17 protein-coding genes are annotated in these 17,060 nt (G+C 56.1%); 14 read left to right on the forward strand and 3 right to left on the reverse strand.

Going from position 1 to position 17,060, the window contains the following annotated elements; translation table 11 throughout:
- Positions 1-27: 27 nt before the first annotated feature.
- A complete protein-coding gene (yigL, locus tag ACOTX4_RS16505; protein WP_045332948.1) occupies positions 28-828 on the forward strand; it encodes a sugar/pyridoxal phosphate phosphatase YigL in 801 nt (266 codons plus the stop codon).
- Between the two features lie 82 nt (positions 829-910).
- The gene (locus ACOTX4_RS16510; protein WP_003860795.1) at positions 911-1,810 is read left to right on the forward strand and encodes a carboxylate/amino acid/amine transporter; all 900 of its coding nucleotides are present in this window, start codon (positions 911-913) and stop codon (positions 1,808-1,810) included.
- On the opposite strand, the gene metR is transcribed toward ACOTX4_RS16510, so the two are convergent.
- Positions 1,698-2,651 (reverse strand): HTH-type transcriptional regulator MetR, encoded by a 954-nt coding sequence (gene metR, locus ACOTX4_RS16515; protein WP_045332947.1) that lies wholly within the window; start codon positions 2,649-2,651, stop codon positions 1,698-1,700. The genes ACOTX4_RS16510 and metR overlap by 113 nt on opposite strands.
- Positions 2,652-2,767: 116 nt before the next feature.
- Here metR and metE point away from each other — a divergent pair, with 116 nt between their 5' ends.
- Complete coding sequence (gene metE, locus ACOTX4_RS16520) at positions 2,768-5,029, forward strand: 5-methyltetrahydropteroyltriglutamate--homocysteine S-methyltransferase (protein WP_045332946.1); 2,262 nt, start codon at positions 2,768-2,770, stop codon at positions 5,027-5,029.
- 47 nt (positions 5,030-5,076) lie between these two features.
- Here the strand turns inward: metE and ACOTX4_RS16525 are convergent, their stop codons facing one another.
- The gene (locus ACOTX4_RS16525) at positions 5,077-5,883 is read right to left on the reverse strand and encodes a dienelactone hydrolase family protein (protein WP_023302906.1); all 807 of its coding nucleotides are present in this window, start codon (positions 5,881-5,883) and stop codon (positions 5,077-5,079) included.
- A 259-nt stretch (positions 5,884-6,142) separates the two neighbouring features.
- On the opposite strand from ACOTX4_RS16525, the gene udp reads away from it, so the two are divergent.
- The 9 genes from udp (at position 6,143) to tatD (ending at position 14,053) form a co-directional block, all read left to right on the forward strand.
- Entirely contained in the window at positions 6,143-6,904 is a 762-nt protein-coding gene (gene udp, locus ACOTX4_RS16530) for a uridine phosphorylase (protein WP_003860792.1), read from the forward strand.
- A 139-nt stretch (positions 6,905-7,043) separates the two neighbouring features.
- Positions 7,044-8,501 (forward strand): DNA recombination protein RmuC, encoded by a 1,458-nt coding sequence (gene rmuC / locus ACOTX4_RS16535; RefSeq protein ID WP_023315189.1) that lies wholly within the window; start codon positions 7,044-7,046, stop codon positions 8,499-8,501.
- 66 nt (positions 8,502-8,567) lie between these two features.
- Complete coding sequence (gene ubiE, locus ACOTX4_RS16540; protein ID WP_003860790.1) at positions 8,568-9,323, forward strand: bifunctional demethylmenaquinone methyltransferase/2-methoxy-6-polyprenyl-1,4-benzoquinol methylase UbiE; 756 nt, start codon at positions 8,568-8,570, stop codon at positions 9,321-9,323.
- A 13-nt stretch (positions 9,324-9,336) separates the two neighbouring features.
- Positions 9,337-9,942, forward strand: a complete 606-nt coding sequence (ubiJ, locus tag ACOTX4_RS16545) for a ubiquinone biosynthesis protein UbiJ (protein ID WP_045332945.1) — start codon at positions 9,337-9,339, stop codon at positions 9,940-9,942.
- Positions 9,939-11,579 carry a ubiquinone biosynthesis regulatory protein kinase UbiB gene (gene ubiB, locus ACOTX4_RS16550; RefSeq protein WP_022650180.1) on the forward strand — a complete coding sequence of 547 codons (1,641 nt, stop codon included), beginning with the start codon at positions 9,939-9,941 and terminating at the stop codon, positions 11,577-11,579. The genes ubiJ and ubiB overlap by 4 nt, the downstream gene beginning before the upstream one ends.
- A gap of 76 nt (positions 11,580-11,655) precedes the next feature.
- Positions 11,656-11,910, forward strand: a complete 255-nt coding sequence (gene tatA / locus ACOTX4_RS16555; protein WP_003860787.1) for a Sec-independent protein translocase subunit TatA — start codon at positions 11,656-11,658, stop codon at positions 11,908-11,910.
- Between the two features lie 3 nt (positions 11,911-11,913).
- On the forward strand, positions 11,914-12,456 hold the full coding sequence (tatB, locus tag ACOTX4_RS16560) for a Sec-independent protein translocase protein TatB (RefSeq protein ID WP_003860783.1): 543 nt from the start codon (positions 11,914-11,916) through the stop codon (positions 12,454-12,456).
- A gap of 2 nt (positions 12,457-12,458) precedes the next feature.
- Complete coding sequence (gene tatC, locus ACOTX4_RS16565) at positions 12,459-13,229, forward strand: Sec-independent protein translocase subunit TatC (RefSeq protein ID WP_023315191.1); 771 nt, start codon at positions 12,459-12,461, stop codon at positions 13,227-13,229.
- Positions 13,230-13,270: 41 nt separating this feature from the next.
- The gene (tatD, locus tag ACOTX4_RS16570; protein ID WP_045332944.1) at positions 13,271-14,053 is read left to right on the forward strand and encodes a 3'-5' ssDNA/RNA exonuclease TatD; all 783 of its coding nucleotides are present in this window, start codon (positions 13,271-13,273) and stop codon (positions 14,051-14,053) included.
- Here tatD and rfaH read toward each other — a convergent pair.
- Positions 14,050-14,541 (reverse strand): transcription/translation regulatory transformer protein RfaH, encoded by a 492-nt coding sequence (gene rfaH, locus ACOTX4_RS16575; RefSeq protein WP_003860779.1) that lies wholly within the window; start codon positions 14,539-14,541, stop codon positions 14,050-14,052. The two genes, tatD and rfaH, sit on opposite strands and share 4 nt — an antisense overlap.
- A gap of 169 nt (positions 14,542-14,710) precedes the next feature.
- Here rfaH and ubiD point away from each other — a divergent pair, with 169 nt between their 5' ends.
- Together ubiD and fre are read left to right on the forward strand one after the other, a co-directional pair.
- Positions 14,711-16,207: a 4-hydroxy-3-polyprenylbenzoate decarboxylase gene (gene ubiD, locus ACOTX4_RS16580; protein ID WP_022650184.1), complete on the forward strand. Its 1,497-nt coding sequence runs from the start codon at positions 14,711-14,713 to the stop codon at positions 16,205-16,207.
- A 39-nt stretch (positions 16,208-16,246) separates the two neighbouring features.
- Positions 16,247-16,948 carry an NAD(P)H-flavin reductase gene (gene fre / locus ACOTX4_RS16585; RefSeq protein ID WP_003860778.1) on the forward strand — a complete coding sequence of 234 codons (702 nt, stop codon included), beginning with the start codon at positions 16,247-16,249 and terminating at the stop codon, positions 16,946-16,948.
- Positions 16,949-17,060: the final 112 nt, after the last annotated feature.

The raw sequence follows: 17,060 nt of genomic DNA on the forward strand, positions 1-17,060 counted from the left end.
TGTTTTCCACCAGAGGTTGAAATCCCTATGTACCAGGTTGTTGCATCTGATTTAGATGGCACGCTGCTTTCCCCCGACCACACCCTGTCGCCTTATGCGAAAGAGACCCTAAAACTCCTGACTGCCCGTGGCGTGAACTTCGTGTTCGCCACCGGTCGCCACCACGTGGACGTGGGGCAGATCCGCGATAACCTGGAGATCAAGTCGTACATGATCACCTCTAACGGTGCGCGCGTACATGACACGGACGGCAACCTGATTTTTACCCATAATCTCGATCGTGACATCGCCACTGATTTGTTCGGCATTGTGCATAACAACCCGGATATCGTGACTAACGTTTACCGCGACGACGAGTGGTTTATGAACCGTCATCGCCCGGACGAAATGCGTTTCTTCAAGGAAGCCGTCTTCAACTACTCCCTGTATGAGCCGGGTTTGCTGGATCCTGAAGGGATCAGCAAGGTGTTCTTTACCTGCGAAAGTCACGAAGCGCTGCTTCCGCTGGAGCAGGCGATCAACGCCCGCTGGGGCGACCGCGTGAACGTGAGCTTCTCCACGCTGACCTGTCTGGAAGTGATGGCGGGCGGGGTGTCCAAAGGTCACGCGCTGGAAGCGGTCGCGAAGCGTCTGGGCTTTGAACTGAAAGACTGTATCGCCTTTGGCGATGGCATGAACGATGCCGAGATGCTCTCCATGGCGGGTAAAGGCTGCATCATGCAGAACGCGCACCAGCGCCTGAAAGATCTGCACCCGGAGCTGGAAGTGATTGGCACGAACGCAGACAACGCGGTACCTAAGTATCTGCGCAAACTGTTCCTTGAATAATCTTCATTTGATTGTTTATTGTTCAGATGTCAACTAAAGAGTTCGCTACAATGCCTCTCCTTCTTTTTGAGAGACAAGCATTGTGGCGCTACTCATTATCACCACTATCCTGTGGGCCTTCTCCTTTAGTCTGATTGGCGAATACCTTGCCGGATCGGTCGACAGCTACTTTTCGGTGCTGATGCGCGTGGGGCTGGCGGCACTGGTGTTCCTGCCGTTCCTGCGTACCCGCGGGCAGTCGCTAAAAACCATTCTGCTGTACATGCTGGTAGGCGCGATGCAGCTCGGCATCATGTACCTGTTCAGCTTCCGGGCCTACGTTTACCTGTCCGTCTCGGAATTTCTGCTCTTCACCGTGCTCACGCCGCTCTACATCACGCTGATTTATGACCTGCTCAGCAGGCGCCGCCTGCGCTGGGGATACCTGCTGAGCGCTGCGCTGGCAGTCATTGGCGCGGCGATTATTCGCTATGACAAGGTAAGCGATCACTTCTGGACCGGGTTGATGTTCGTCCAGCTCGCTAATATCAGCTTTGCCATCGGGATGGTGGGTTACAAACGCCTGATGGAGACCCGCCCGATGCCGCAGCATAACGCGTTTGCGTGGTTCTATATGGGTGCGGCGATTGTCGCGATTGCGGCATGGTTTATGCTCGGCAACCCGCAAAAGCTGCCGACCACCCCCGTGCAGTGGAGCGTTCTGGTCTGGCTGGGCGTGGTGGCGTCGGGGCTGGGCTATTTTATGTGGAACTACGGCGCGACGCAGGTAGACGCCGGAACGCTGGGGATCATGAACAACGTGCACGTGCCGGCGGGGCTACTGGTGAACCTCGCCATCTGGCAGGAGCAGCCGCACTGGCCGAGTTTCCTTATTGGGGGAACTGTGATCCTGGCTTCGCTGTGGGTACATCGCCGCTGGGTCGCTCCGCGCTCCGCACAAACGGAAGATGGTCGCACGCGTGGTTCCGCGCTGAGCGAATAAACGCTTCCGTAATTGGCTGACGTTGCTCGCCATCGCGCACGGCGGCGTACAGCCGGCTCCACAGTCCTTCACCCAGGGTTTTGGTAACCACCAGACCCTGGCGTTCAACCGTCTCGACCACCCAGTGCGGCAGCGCCGCAATCCCCATTCTGGCCGCCACCATCTGAATTAACAGCAGCGTGTTATCCACGCTTTTCAGCTGTGGGCTGATGCCCGCGGGTTGCAGGAAATGGCGCCAGATATCCAGACGACTGCGCTGTACCGGGTAAATCAGCAGCGTCTCCGTTGCCAGATCTTCCGGCGTGATACGCGTTTTGGCGGCCAGCGGATGGTCCGGGGCCAGCACCAGACGCACCTCAAAATCAAACATTGGCGAATAGTGCAGACCGCTGCGTGGCAGAATATCTGAGGTCATCACCAGATCCAGCTCACCCTGCTGAAGCGACGGCTGCGGATCAAACGTGACGCCGGATTTGAAGTCCATCTCCACCTGCGGCCACTTCTGGCGGAAGTTCTCAAGCGCGGGGGTCAGCCACTGAATACAGCTGTGACACTCAATGGCGATGCGCAGGGTGGTCTGCTGCGGCTCGTTGCAGGACTGCAACGCGCTGGCAATCTGCGGCAGCACCTGGTTCGCCAGCTGAAGCAAAATTTCGCCCTGCGGCGTAAAGCGCAAAGGCTGGCTCTTACGCACAAAAAGACGAAAGCCGAGGCGTTGTTCCAGATCGCTGAACTGGTGAGAAAGGGCAGACTGAGTCTGGTGCAGCGTGGCCGCTGCCGCCGCAAGAGAACCGCAGTTCCGCAACGCTTGTAGCGTTTTCAGGTGTTTAATCTCGATCATGAAAGTCCTTCACTTCGGCATGAACATTTTGCGCTTGAGGAATATACAGTACCTGCCAATTATAGAAGTGTAAACATCTGGACGTCTAAATAACGAATTTCTACAAGGGGTATGCCATGACAATCCGCACTCACACTCTCGGTTTCCCTCGCGTTGGTCTGCGTCGCGAGCTGAAAAAAGCGCAAGAAAGCTACTGGGCGGGTAACGCCACCCGCGAAGAACTGCTGGCGGTGGGACGCGAGCTGCGCGCGCGTCACTGGGATCAGCAAAAACAGGCGGGCGTAGACCTGCTGCCGGTGGGCGATTTCGCCTGGTACGACCATGTTCTGACCACCAGCCTGCTGCTTGGCAACGTGCCGGCTCGTCATCAGAACAGCGATGGATCGGTGGATATCGATACCCTGTTCCGCATCGGCCGTGGCCGCGCGCCAACGGGTGAGCCAGCGGCAGCGGCGGAAATGACCAAGTGGTTTAACACTAACTATCACTATATGGTGCCGGAGTTCGTTAAGGGCCAGCAGTTCAAACTGACCTGGACCCAACTTCTGGATGAAGTGGACGAAGCGCTGGCGCTGGGTCACCAGGTGAAACCCGTGCTGCTGGGGCCGGTCACCTACCTGTGGCTGGGCAAAGTGAAAGGTGAGCAGTTCGACCGCCTCAGACTGCTGAACGATATTCTGCCGGTTTATAAGCAGGTGCTGATTGAGCTGGGTAAGCGCGGTATTCAGTGGGTGCAAATCGATGAACCGGCGCTGGTGCTTGAGCTGCCGCAGGCGTGGCTGGATGCCTTCAAACCGGCGTATGACGCGCTCACGGGCCAGGTGAAGCTGCTGCTGACCACCTATTTCGAGGGCGTAACGCCTAACCTCGACACCATTACTGCGCTGCCGGTTCAGGGTCTGCACGTTGATCTCGTTCACGGCAAAGACGATGTGGCAGAGTTGCACAAGCGTCTGCCTGCGGAGTGGCTGCTCTCTGCCGGTCTGGTGAATGGTCGTAACGTCTGGCGTGCCGATCTCACCGAGAAATATGCACAAATTAAGGACATTGTCGGTAAACGTGAATTGTGGGTAGCCTCTTCCTGTTCCCTGCTGCACAGCCCGATCGACCTGAGCGTAGAGACCCGACTCGACCCTGAGGTGAAAAGCTGGTTTGCCTTTGCCCTGCAAAAGTGTGAGGAGCTGGCTCTGCTGCGCGACGCGTTGAACAGCGGCGACACGGCTACGATTACCCACTGGAGCGCTCCGATCCAGGCGCGCCGTCACTCGACGCGCGTGCATAACCCGGCGGTGGAAAAACGTCTGGCGGCCATCACTGCCCGGGACAGCCAGCGCCAGAGCCCGTATGAAGTGCGCGCCGAAGCCCAGCGTGCGCGCTTTAACCTGCCCGCGTGGCCGACCACAACCATCGGCTCCTTCCCGCAGACTACCGAGATCCGCGGCCTGCGCCTGGACTTCAAAAAGGGCAATCTGGATGCGAATCACTACCGCACCGGCATTGCGGAACACATCAAACAGGCGATCGTCGAGCAGGAACGTCTGGGTCTGGACGTGCTGGTGCACGGAGAGGCCGAGCGTAACGATATGGTGGAATACTTCGGTGAACACCTGGACGGCTTCGTCTTTACCCAGAACGGCTGGGTGCAGAGCTACGGTTCCCGCTGCGTGAAGCCGCCGGTGGTGATCGGTGACGTCAGCCGCCCGGAAGCGATCACCGTGGAGTGGGCGAAGTATGCCCAGTCTCTGACCGACAAACCGGTAAAAGGCATGCTGACGGGGCCGGTGACCATTCTCTGCTGGTCGTTCCCGCGTGAAGATGTTTCCCGGGAAACCATCGCCAAACAGATCGCCCTGGCGCTGCGTGATGAAGTGGCGGATCTGGAAGCGGCGGGGATTGGCATCATTCAGATCGACGAACCGGCGCTGCGTGAAGGCTTGCCGCTGCGTCGCAGCGACTGGGATGCTTACTTACAGTGGGGCGTGGAGGCGTTCCGCCTCAACGCGGCCGTCGCGAAGGACGACACGCAGATCCACACCCACATGTGTTACTGCGAATTTAACGACATCATGGACTCCATTGCCGCGCTCGACGCCGATGTGATCACCATCGAGACCTCGCGTTCAGACATGGAGCTGCTGGAGTCGTTCGAAGAGTTCGACTACCCGAACGAAATCGGGCCGGGCGTGTATGACATTCACTCCCCTAACGTGCCGAGCGTGGAGTGGATTGAATCGCTGCTGCAAAAAGCGGCCCAGCGCATTCCGGCGGAACGTCTGTGGGTAAACCCGGACTGCGGCCTGAAAACCCGCGGCTGGCCTGAAACCCGCGCGGCGCTGGCGAACATGGTGCAGGCGGCGCAGAATTTGCGTCAGGCGTAGTGGTGCTGGATTGCCCGGTTGGCGTAGCCGCCACCGGGCTTTTGGTATTACGCTTTCTTCCCGCCGTACTGGCTGAACCACGCCAGCATTCTCTGCCAGCCATCTTTCGCGGATTCCGCGTGATAGCTCGGACGATAATCGGCATTAAACGCGTGTCCCGCATCCGGGTACACCACGATTTCGGCCTTCGCGTTTGCCGCCCGCAGCGCGTGGCGCATGGTCTCGACGGTATCAAGCGGAATGCCGGTATCCTGACCGCCATACAGCCCTAGCACCGGGGCATTTAAATCGGTGGCGATATCAACCGGATGTTTCGGCGAGTTCAGCGTCTTTTCGCCCACCAGTTTGCCGTACCAGGCCACGGCCGCTTTCAACTGCGGATTGTGCGCGGCATACAGCCAGCTAATGCGTCCACCCCAGCAGAAGCCGGTCACCATCAGACGGTGCGGGTCGCCACCGTTGCGCGCCGCCCAACTGGCAACGTGGTCGAGATCGGCCAGTACCTGCGCGTCCGGCACTTTGCTGACCAGGTTGCTGAACAGCGTCGGGATGTCGCTGTAATCATTCGGATCGCCCTGACGGAAATAGAGTTCCGGCGCAACGGCCAGGTAACCTTCCAGCGCCAGACGGCGGCAGAGGTCGCGAATATGTTCATGAACGCCAAATATTTCCTGCACCACGATCACGATGGGCAGCGGGCCATCGGCAGATTTTGGCCGCGCGTGGTACGCTGGCATGTTCTCTCCCTGGGAGGGAATGGAGGTCTCGCCTGCGGTAATGGCTTCTTCAGGGGTTGAGACGATGGTTGAAGCGTGCGGGGCCGCAGCAGGTGCAAAACCGATTTTTTCAGTCATGGCATTCTCCGTACCAATGAATGGATTAGCGCAAAGATAAATATAGACACCAGGTTAACAACCCACAGTGCCTTATAGCGTCTATCTTTTGTGCAACACCCGGCGATATAACTTGTTAATGTGATGTGAATCACTATTTTATGGAAATTAGCTGCAATCATTTTCATTCATGGTGAGGTGTGTCACGAAATAATGCACATTGCTTCTGTAAAGTACCGTTTTACTTCTTCTGACAAACCGACCCACAGAGGAGTCACCTATGTCTAAGTCTGATGTTTTTCATCTCGGCCTCACTAAAAACGATTTACAAGGGGCTACGCTTGCTATCGTCCCTGGCGATCCAGAGCGTGTGGAAAAGATCGCCGCGCTGATGGATAAGCCGGTTAAGCTGGCAGCGCATCGCGAATTCACCACCTGGCGCGCAGAGCTGGACGGTAAAGCGGTGATCGTGTGCTCTACCGGTATTGGTGGCCCGTCTACCTCTATCGCCGTTGAAGAGCTGGCGCAGCTGGGCATTCGTACTTTCCTGCGCATCGGCACCACAGGCGCCATTCAGCCGCACATCAACGTGGGCGACGTGCTGGTTACCACCGCATCCGTGCGTCTGGACGGGGCAAGCCTGCACTTTGCACCGATGGAATTCCCGGCAGTGGCTGATTTCGAATGCACCACCGCGCTGGTTGAAGCCGCGAAATCCGTGGGCGCCACCACCCACGTGGGCGTAACTGCCTCTTCCGATACCTTCTACCCGGGCCAGGAGCGTTACGACACCTTCTCTGGTCGCGTGGTGAGCCGTTTCAAAGGCTCCATGGAAGAGTGGCAGTCGATGGGCGTCATGAACTACGAAATGGAATCTGCGACGCTGCTGACCATGTGCGCGAGCCAGGGTCTGCGTGCCGGTATGGTGGCGGGCGTTATCGTCAACCGTACCCAACAGGAGATCCCGAACGCTGAAACCATGAAGCAGACTGAAAGCCATGCGGTGAAAATCGTGGTTGAAGCGGCGCGCCGCCTGATCTAATTCTCTCTTCAGTGCTAAAAGGCCGACATGCTCGGCCTTTTCTTTTTGCGTAACGCCTCGCAGGAAAACCCTTTCAAACTGGACGTTCATACAGCACAATTCTATTTTGTGCGGGTTAGACGTGGATGCAGGGGGCATTGTGGATATCTCAATCCTGGTTTATGCGGTAGTTGCGCTGGTGAGCGTGGGGATTGGCTGGCTCATTTCCGGCTACCAGCATGCGCAGCAGAAAGCCGAACAGCTGGCAGAGCGCGAAGAGATCGTCGCCGAACTCAGCGCAACGAAACAACAGCTTGCGCTGAGTGACCACTGGCGCGACGAGTGCGAACTGCTCAATAACGAACTGCGCAATCTGCGTGATATCAATACCTCGCTGGAGGCCGATCTCCGTGAAGTGACCACCCGTCTTGAGTCCACCCAACTGCACGCCGAAGACAAAATCCGTCAGATGATCAACAGCGAGCAGCGTCTTAGCGAGCAGTTTGAGAACCTCGCGAACCGCATTTTTGAGCACAGCAATCGTCGCGTGGATGAGCAGAACCGTCAGAGCCTGAACAGCCTGCTGACGCCCCTGCGTGAGCAGTTGGACGGCTTTCGACGTCAGGTACAGGACAGCTTTGGTCAGGAGGCCCGCGAGCGCCACACGCTGGCGCATGAAATTCGTAATCTCCAGCAGCTGAATGCGCAGATGGCTCAGGAGGCGGTTAACCTGACGCGCGCACTGAAAGGTGATAACAAAGCGCAGGGAAACTGGGGCGAAGTGGTCATGACGCGCGTGCTGGAGGCCTCTGGCCTGCGTGAAGGATACGAATACGAAACGCAGGTCAGCATTGAAAACGATGCGCGCTCGCGGATGCAGCCGGATGTCATTGTTCGTCTGCCACAGGGCAAAGATGTGGTTATCGACGCCAAAATGACGCTGGTGGCCTATGAGCGCTACTTCAACGCGGAAGATGACTACACCCGCGAAACAGCGTTGCAGGAGCACATCGCCTCCGTGCGTAACCATATCCGTCTGCTGGGCAGAAAAGATTATCAACAGTTGCCGGGGCTGCGATCGCTGGATTATGTGCTGATGTTTATTCCGGTTGAGCCAGCCTTCCTGCTGGCGCTCGACAGACAGCCCGAACTGATCACCGAAGCGCTGAAAAATAACATTATGCTGGTCAGCCCCACCACGCTACTGGTGGCGTTACGTACCATTGCCAACCTGTGGCGCTATGAGCACCAAAGCCGTAACGCGCAGCAGATTGCCGATCGCGCCAGCAAGCTGTACGACAAAATGCGGCTGTTTGTGGACGATATGTCCTCGGTGGGGCAAAGCCTGGATCGCGCGCAGGATAACTACCGCCAGGCGATGAAAAAACTCTCCTCCGGGCGTGGCAATTTGCTGGCGCAGGCGGAGGCGTTTCGCAGCCTGGGGGTGGAAGTTAAACGCGAGATTAATCCGGAACTGGTGGAGCAGGCTACCGCTCAGGACGAAGAGTTTCGTCTGCGTGAAGGCGACGGTGAGCAAAATAGCCGCAATGAAGACAACGGTTTAGCGGCGAGTTTATCCCCCGAAGCGCAGCCGGCACGTTTCTTTCACGGTGGTTGAAACGTAGGGCAAATGCGCCCAATCTGTTACACTTCACGAACATTTGACTGATTAGCAGGCTCTGAGATGGTTGACGATTCACAAGACACAACGCACTTTGGCTTTCAGACTGTCGCCAAAGCGCAGAAAGCTGACATGGTGGCCCACGTATTTCATTCCGTGGCGGCGAAGTACGATGTGATGAATGATTTGATGTCATTCGGCATTCATCGCTTGTGGAAGCGCTTCACTATTGATTGCAGCGGCGTGCGCCGTGGACAAACGGTGCTGGATTTAGCCGGAGGCACAGGGGATCTGACCGCTAAATTCTCCCGTCTGGTTGGCGAAACCGGCCGCGTGGTGCTGGCGGATATCAACGACTCCATGCTGAAAATGGGACGCGAAAAGCTGCGTAACATCGGCGTGGTAGGCAACGTTGAATATGTTCAGGCCAACGCCGAAGCGCTGCCGTTCCCGGATAATACGTTCGACTGCATCACCATCTCTTTCGGTCTGCGTAACGTGACCGATAAAGATAAAGCGCTGCGCTCCATGTACCGCGTGCTGAAGCCGGGCGGCCGACTGCTGGTTCTCGAGTTTTCTAAACCGATTATCGACCCGCTGAGCAAAGCTTACGATGCCTATTCCTTCCACGTTTTGCCGCGCATCGGCGAGCTGGTGGCAAACGATGCAGAAAGTTACCGTTATCTGGCCGAATCCATCCGAATGCACCCGGATCAGGACACGCTGAAAGCGATGATGCAGGATGCCGAGTTTGAAAACGTGGAATACTTCAATATGACGGCGGGTGTCGTCGCGCTGCATCGTGGTTACAAGTTCTGAGTGGAGGTTTCCCGTGCCCATTAAACCCTTAGTCACCGCAGGCATCGAGAATGTACTGAATGCCTTTCTGTATCGCGCTCCGGCGCTGAAAACCGCACGTCAGCGGCTTAACGGAAAGGTGCTGCGCATCGTGTTAAAGGAGTTCTCGACGCCGCTTGTGCTGGTCTTCAGCGAACGCCGGCTTGACGTTCTGGGGGAGTGGGAAGGCGAAGCTGATTGCTCGGTAATTACGCACATGAGCGTCTTACCAAAACTGCGTGACCGTCAGCAGATGACGGCGCTTATTCGCAGCGGTGAGCTGGAGGTCGAAGGCGATATTCAGGTGGTACAGAACTTCCTTGCACTCAGCGATCAGGCTGAATTCGACCCGGCGGAACTGCTGGCGCCCTATATCGGCGACATCGCGGCTGAAGGGATAAGCAAAACGCTGCGCACGGGTTCCGCTTTCCTGCGTAAAGGTCTGCTCCGTCAACAGCGCTACGCTGCCGAGGTGCTGACCGAAGAGTGGCGTATGGCGCCGGGGCCTTTAGAAGTCGCCTGGTTTGCAGAAGAGACCGCGGCAGTTGAGCGCGCAGTTGATGCGTTAACCAAACGGCTGGAAAAACTGGAGGGCAAATGACGCCTGGTGAAATTCGGCGCCTCTATTTTATCGTTCGCACCTTTTTGAGCTACGGGCTCGACGAGCTTATCCCCAGAATGCGTATCACCCTGCCGCTTCGGCTTTGGCGTCGCACGCTGTTCTGGATGCCGAATCGCCATAAGGATCAGGAGCTGGGCGCACGCCTGCGTCTTGCGTTGCAGGAGCTGGGACCGGTCTGGATCAAGTTTGGGCAGATGCTCTCAACACGTCGCGACCTTTTTCCACCGCAGATTGCCGATCAGCTCGCACTATTGCAGGATCGCGTCGCTCCGTTTGACGGAGAGAGAGCTAAGAAACAAATCGAAGAAGCGATGGGCAATATCCCCATCGAGACCTGGTTTGATGATTTCGATATTCAGCCTCTGGCCTCTGCCTCTATTGCGCAGGTTCATACTGCGCGCCTGAAGGAAAATGGCAAAGAGGTGGTCATTAAAGTGATTCGTCCGGATATCCTGCCGGTTATCAAAGCAGACATGAAGCTGATTTATCGCCTGGCTCGCTGGGTGCCGCGTCTGTTGCCGGATGGCCGCCGTCTGCGTCCGCTGGAAGTGGTACGGGAATACGAAAAAACGCTGATTGATGAGCTTAACCTGCTGCGTGAATCGGCGAACGCCATTCAGCTGCGTCGAAACTTTGAAGACAGCCCGATGCTGTATGTTCCTGAAGTCTATTCTGACTATTGCAGTCAGAACATGATGGTGATGGAACGTATCTACGGTATTCCGGTCTCGGACGTGACGGCGCTGGAAAAACAGGGCACCAACATGAAGTTGCTGGCCGAACGTGGCGTGCAGGTCTTCTTTACTCAGGTTTTCCGCGACAGCTTCTTCCATGCTGACATGCATCCGGGCAACATTTTTGTCAGCTATGAGCACCCGGAAGATCCTAAATACATCGGCATCGACTGCGGTATTGTCGGCTCGCTGAATAAAGAGGATAAGCGTTATCTCGCCGAGAACTTTATCGCTTTCTTCAATCGCGACTACCGTAAGGTGGCCGAGCTGCACGTGGATTCAGGCTGGGTTCCGCCAGATACCAACGTGGAAGAGTTTGAATTTGCGATCCGCACCGTCTGTGAGCCGATTTTTGAAAAGCCGCTCTCGGAGATCTCTTTCGGACACGTCCTTCTCAACCTGTTCAACACCGCACGCCGTTTCAATATGGAAGTGCAGCCACAATTAGTTTTACTTCAGAAAACATTACTTTACGTTGAGGGCGTAGGCCGCCAGCTCTATCCTCAGTTAGACTTGTGGAAAACCGCGAAACCGTTCCTCGAATCCTGGATTAAGGATCAGGTCGGTATTCCAGCCCTGGTTCGCTCGCTTAAAGAGAAAGGCCCGTTCTGGATTGAAAAAATGCCTGAAATTCCTGAACTGGTTTACGACAGTTTGCGTCAGAGCAAGAACCTTCAGCACAGCATGGATAAAATCGCGCACGAGCTTCAATCCAGTCGCGTGCGTCAGGGGCAGTCCCGCTATCTCTTCGGAATTGGCGCGACGCTGCTGATAAGCGGCACGTTGCTGTTGATCAATCGTCCGGACTGGGAAATGATGCCAGCCTGGATTATGGCTGCCGGTGTGGTTGTCTGGCTTGCTGGCTGGCGAAAAACGCGCTGAATTAGCGTCGCTATCGAGAGATTGCATACGTATAATGCGATCTGACTAATTAATCATCTATCACTGGGGAACACGCATGGGTGGTATCAGTATCTGGCAGTTAGTGATCATTGCCGTCATCGTTGTGCTGCTGTTTGGCACGAAAAAACTCGGATCGATTGGTTCCGACCTGGGCGCGTCAATCAAAGGCTTCAAGAAAGCCATGAGCGATGATGAGAATAAGCAGGAAAAAACCAGTCAGGATGCTGATTTTACCGCTAAATCCATCGCCGATAAGCAGGACGAAGCCAAAAAGGAAGAGGCTAAACGTCACGATAAAGAGCAGGTGTAATTCGTGTTCGACATTGGTTTTGGTGAGTTACTGCTGGTCTTTGTGATTGGTCTGATTGTGTTGGGGCCGCAGCGTTTACCCGTTGCGGTGAAAACCGTCGTGGGCTGGGTGCGGGCACTTCGCTCGCTGGCAACTACCGTGCAGAACGAGCTGGCACAGGAGCTGAAGCTTCAGGAATTTCAGGACAGCCTGAAAAAGGTTGAAAAGGCGAGCATGGATAACCTGACGCCGGAGCTGAAAGCATCAATGGATGAGTTACGCGAAGCGGCTGAATCCATGAAGCGCTCATACAGCATTAACGATCCTGAGAAGGCGAGCGATGAAGCAAACACCATCCATAATCCGGTGGTGAAGGGCAGCGAAGAGCAGCGCGAGGGTGTGACGCCTTCCAGCGCGGAGCATCAGGCCGCTTCGCCAGAGCAATCGCCGCAGGAGCCCGAAGTGAAAAAGCAGGTGCCGCCGGAAGAGCCCGTGGTCAAAACGGCTGAGGTAAAACCCGCCGCGCCTGTTTCCGAATCATCCCCCTCGTCGAGTGATAAAGCGTAAACATGGCAGTAGATGATACTCAACCGCTGATTGCGCACCTCATTGAGCTGCGTAAGCGCCTGTTAAACTGCATTATTGCGGTTTTCCTCATTTTTTTATGTCTGGTCTATTTTGCCAACGATATCTATCAGGTGGTTTCCGCACCGCTGATTAAACAGATGCCGCTGGGCGCGACGATGATTGCAACGGACGTTGCTTCACCGTTCTTTACCCCCATCAAGCTGACCTTCTGGGTATCGTTGATTGCCTCTGCGCCGGTCATTTTGTATCAGGTCTGGGCATTTGTGGCGCCCGCGCTGTACAGGCATGAACGCAAGCTGGTTATTCCGCTGCTGGTGTCCAGTTCGCTGCTGTTTTACATCGGCATGGCGTTCGCCTACTTCGTTGTCTTCCCGCTGGCCTTCGGCTTCCTGACGCATACCGCGCCAGAAGGGGTGCAGGTGTCGACGGACATCGCCAGCTACCTCAGCTTCGTGATGGCGCTGTTTATGGCCTTTGGTGTCGCCTTCGAGGTGCCCGTAGCGATTGTCCTGCTCTGCTGGGTAGGGGTGACCACGCCTGACGATCTGCGTAAGAAGCGCCCGTACATCCTGGTGGGGGCATTTGTTGTAGGTATGCTGTTAACGCCACCGGACGTCTTCTCGCAAACCTTACTGGCGATACCGATGTACTGCCTGTTTGAAGTCGGCGTATTCTTCGCTCGTTTCTACGTCGGAAAGGGGCGTACCCGGGACGAAGAAGACGAGCCGTCTGAAGAGACCACGAAAGAATAAAACCAACCGCCCGTCAGGGCGGTTGTCATATGGGGATACGTATGTTTGATATCGGGCTTAACCTCACTAGCTCCCAGTTTGCGAAAGACCACGATGAGGTGGTGGCGCGCGCCTTTGCCGCCGGCGTGAACGGGCTGTTACTGACGGGAACAAATCTGCATGAGAGTGAGCAGGCACGGCAGATGGCGCAACGCTATCAACACTGCTGGTCCACCGCAGGCGTGCATCCTCATGACAGCAGCCAGTGGACGCATGAAAGCACTGAGGCGCTTCATCGTCTGGCGGCTACGCCAGAAGTGGTTGCCATTGGCGAATGCGGGCTTGATTTCAACCGTAACTTCTCGACGCCTGAAGAGCAGGAGAAGGCATTTACCGCCCAGCTTGCGCTGGCAGCAGAGCTGGAGATGCCGGTGTTTATGCACTGTCGCGATGCGCATGAACGTTTTATGGCGCTACTGGAACCCTGGCTGGAGAAACTGCCGGGCGCGGTGTTGCACTGCTTTACGGGCTCCCGTCAGGAAGCGCTGGATTGCCTGAACCGCGGGCTTTATTTGGGTATCACGGGCTGGGTCTGCGATGAGCGTCGTGGGCTGGAACTGCGTGAGCTGTTACCCGTTATCCCGGCCGATCGTTTGCTGCTGGAAACGGATGCGCCGTATCTGTTGCCCCGGGATATGCAGCCCAAACCGCCATCACGACGTAATGAACCGGCCTACCTGGGGCATATTGCTGAGCGAGTGGCGCACTGGCGGGGAGAAGATGCGCAGTGGCTGGCAGCACAAACCGATGATAACGTGCGTCGTCTGTTCGGCGTGCAGTTCTAAACTTTGCGGAAATCGGTGTTTTTCACGCTCTGCAACACCTCTTTGTTCAGCAGGTTGAGCAGCAGCATGGAGCGCGCTTCACCGTCCGGCTCAGCGAAGATGGCCTGTAAGCCTTCAAAGGCGCCTTCGGTGATCACCACGCTGTCGCCGGCATAAGGGGTTTCCGGATCGGTAATATCTTCAGGCTGCTGGTAGACAGAAAGCTGATGAATAACCGATGACGGTACTCTTGCCGGATGGGCGCCAAAACGCACAAAATGGCTGACGCCGCGCGTGGCACTGATCGTCGTGGTGTGGATCACTTCGGGGTCGAATTCGACGAACAGGTAATTCGGGAACAGAGGCTCACTGACGGTCGTGCGTCTTCCACGCTGCATTTTTTCAAGCGTGATCACGGGTGTCAGGCAGTTAACAGACTGACGTTCAAGATGTTCCTGCGCGCGCTGAAGTTGCCCGCGTTTGCAATACAGTAAATACCAGGCCTGCATAATCACTCTTCCCATTGTTCGGGGCGCAAGCATACCAAAACCCTGGCGGGATCGCTAAGGTGATTATAATGGCGAAAAAGAGAGTAAGTCGTGGAAGTTCACGCTAATTTAACAAAATTACAGCATCACGCGGTCTTACGCCGTATAATGAAGCGCTTACAGAGAGGCCATGATTAACTGCATGAAATACCACGATCTACGCGACTTCCTGGCGCTGCTGGAAAAGCAGGGCGAACTCAAACGCATTACGCTTCCTGTTGATCCGTATCTGGAAATGACAGAAATCGCTGACCGCACCCTGCGCGCGGGCGGCCCGGCGTTGCTGTTTGAAAACCCAAAAGGCTACACCATGCCGGTGCTGTGCAACCTGTTTGGCACACCTCGCCGCGTGGCGCTGGGGATGGGGCAGGAAGATGTCACGGCGTTACGTGAAGTGGGCAAACTGCTGGCCTTTCTGAAAGAGCCGGAGCCGCCAAAAGGGTTCCGAGACCTGTTCGACAAACTGCCGCAGTTTAAGCAGGTGTTGAATATGCCCACCAAACGCCTGCGCGGTGCGCCGTGCCAGCAAAAAGTGCTGGAAGGCGATGCGGTGGATCTGACCAAAATTCCCATCATGCAGTGCTGGCCTGAAGATGCCGCACCGCTGATCACCTGGGGCCTCACCGTGACGCGTGGGCCGCATAAAGAGCGTCAAAACCTCGGCATTTACCGCCAGCAGCTGATTGGCAAAAACAAGCTCATCATGCGCTGGTTGTCCCATCGCGGCGGGGCGCTGGATTTCCAGGAGTGGTGCGCGGCCCATCCGGGCGAACGCTTCCCGGTTTCCGTCGCGCTGGGTGCCGATCCGGCAACCATCCTGGGCGCGGTGACGCCTGTTCCTGATACGCTGTCTGAATATGCCTTTGCAGGGCTGCTGCGCGGCACCAAAACCGAAGTGGTGAAGTGCATCTCCAATGACCTGGAAGTACCGGCCAGCGCAGAGATTGTGCTGGAAGGTTACATTGAACAGGGCGAGCTGGCACCCGAAGGGCCGTACGGCGACCACACCGGCTATTACAACGAAGTGGATAACTTTCCGGTGTTCACCGTCACCCACATTACCCAGCGTGAAGATGCCATCTATCACTCCACCTATACCGGCCGTCCACCCGACGAACCGGCGGTACTGGGCGTGGCGCTGAACGAAGTGTTCGTGCCGATCCTGCAAAAGCAGTTCCCGGAAATCGTTGATTTTTATCTGCCGCCGGAAGGGTGTTCGTATCGCCTGGCGGTGGTGACGATGAAGAAGCAGTATGCCGGTCACGCTAAGCGCGTGATGATGGGCGTATGGTCTTTCCTGCGCCAGTTTATGTATACCAAGTTTGTGATTGTCTGCGATGATGACGTCAATGCCCGCGACTGGAATGACGTTATCTGGGCCATCACCACGCGTATGGATCCGGCGCGTGATACGGTGTTAGTGGAAAACACGCCGATTGATTACCTGGATTTTGCCTCGCCGGTTTCCGGACTTGGCTCAAAAATGGGACTGGATGCCACGAACAAATGGCCTGGCGAAACCGACCGTGAATGGGGTCGCCCGATCGAAAAAGATCCTGCCGTGACCGCGCGAATTGACGCGATCTGGGACGAGCTGGCCATAATGAATAACGGTAAGGCAGAATAAAACCGTTTAGCCCTATAGACTTCCCGACAGAGAGAGCGAATGACAACCTTAAGCTGTAAAGTGACGTCGGTAGATGCTATTACCGACACCGTATATCGCGTCCGTTTGGTTCCTGAAGCGGCATTCTCATTCCGTGCCGGTCAGTACCTGATGGTCGTGATGGACGAGCGTGATAAGCGTCCTTTCTCTATGGCCTCAACGCCAGCAGAGAAGGAATTTATTGAGCTGCATATTGGTGCGTCTGAGCTTAACCTGTACGCGATGGCCGTGATGGACCGCATCCTGAAAGAGCGTGAAATCGTGGTCGATATTCCTCATGGCGAGGCCTGGCTGCGTGAAGACGAAGACCGTCCGCTGATCCTGATTGCCGGTGGCACGGGCTTCTCCTATGTCCGCTCTATTCTGCTGACGGCGCTGGCGCGTAATCCAAATCGCGATATCACCATCTACTGGGGCGGCCGTGAAGAGAAGCACCTTTACGATCTGTCTGAGCTGGAGGCGCTGAGTGTAAATCATCCAAACCTGCGCATTGAGCCGGTTGTCGAGCAGCCGGAAGAGGGCTGGCGCGGGCGCAGCGGTACGGTGCTGACTGCGGTATTGCAGGATCACGGGACGCTGGCCGGGCACGATATCTACATTGCCGGTCGCTTTGAAATGGCAAAAATTGCCCGCGACCTGTTCTGCAACGAGCGTGACGCGCGGGAAGATCGTCTGTTTGGCGATGCGTTTGCGTTTATCTGATTGAGAGACCCGCTTCGGCGGGTTTTTTATGCTCGGGCAATAGCCTGGTGAAAATTTAACCTTGAAATGGGCGGCGCATTGCCGTTATTCTTGTTCCCGTTAAATTTCGCCC

This window comes from Enterobacter cloacae complex sp. IR5459 (assembly GCF_049238005.1).
In the GTDB taxonomy this organism is placed as follows: Bacteria; Pseudomonadota; Gammaproteobacteria; order Enterobacterales; family Enterobacteriaceae; genus Enterobacter; species Enterobacter hormaechei_C.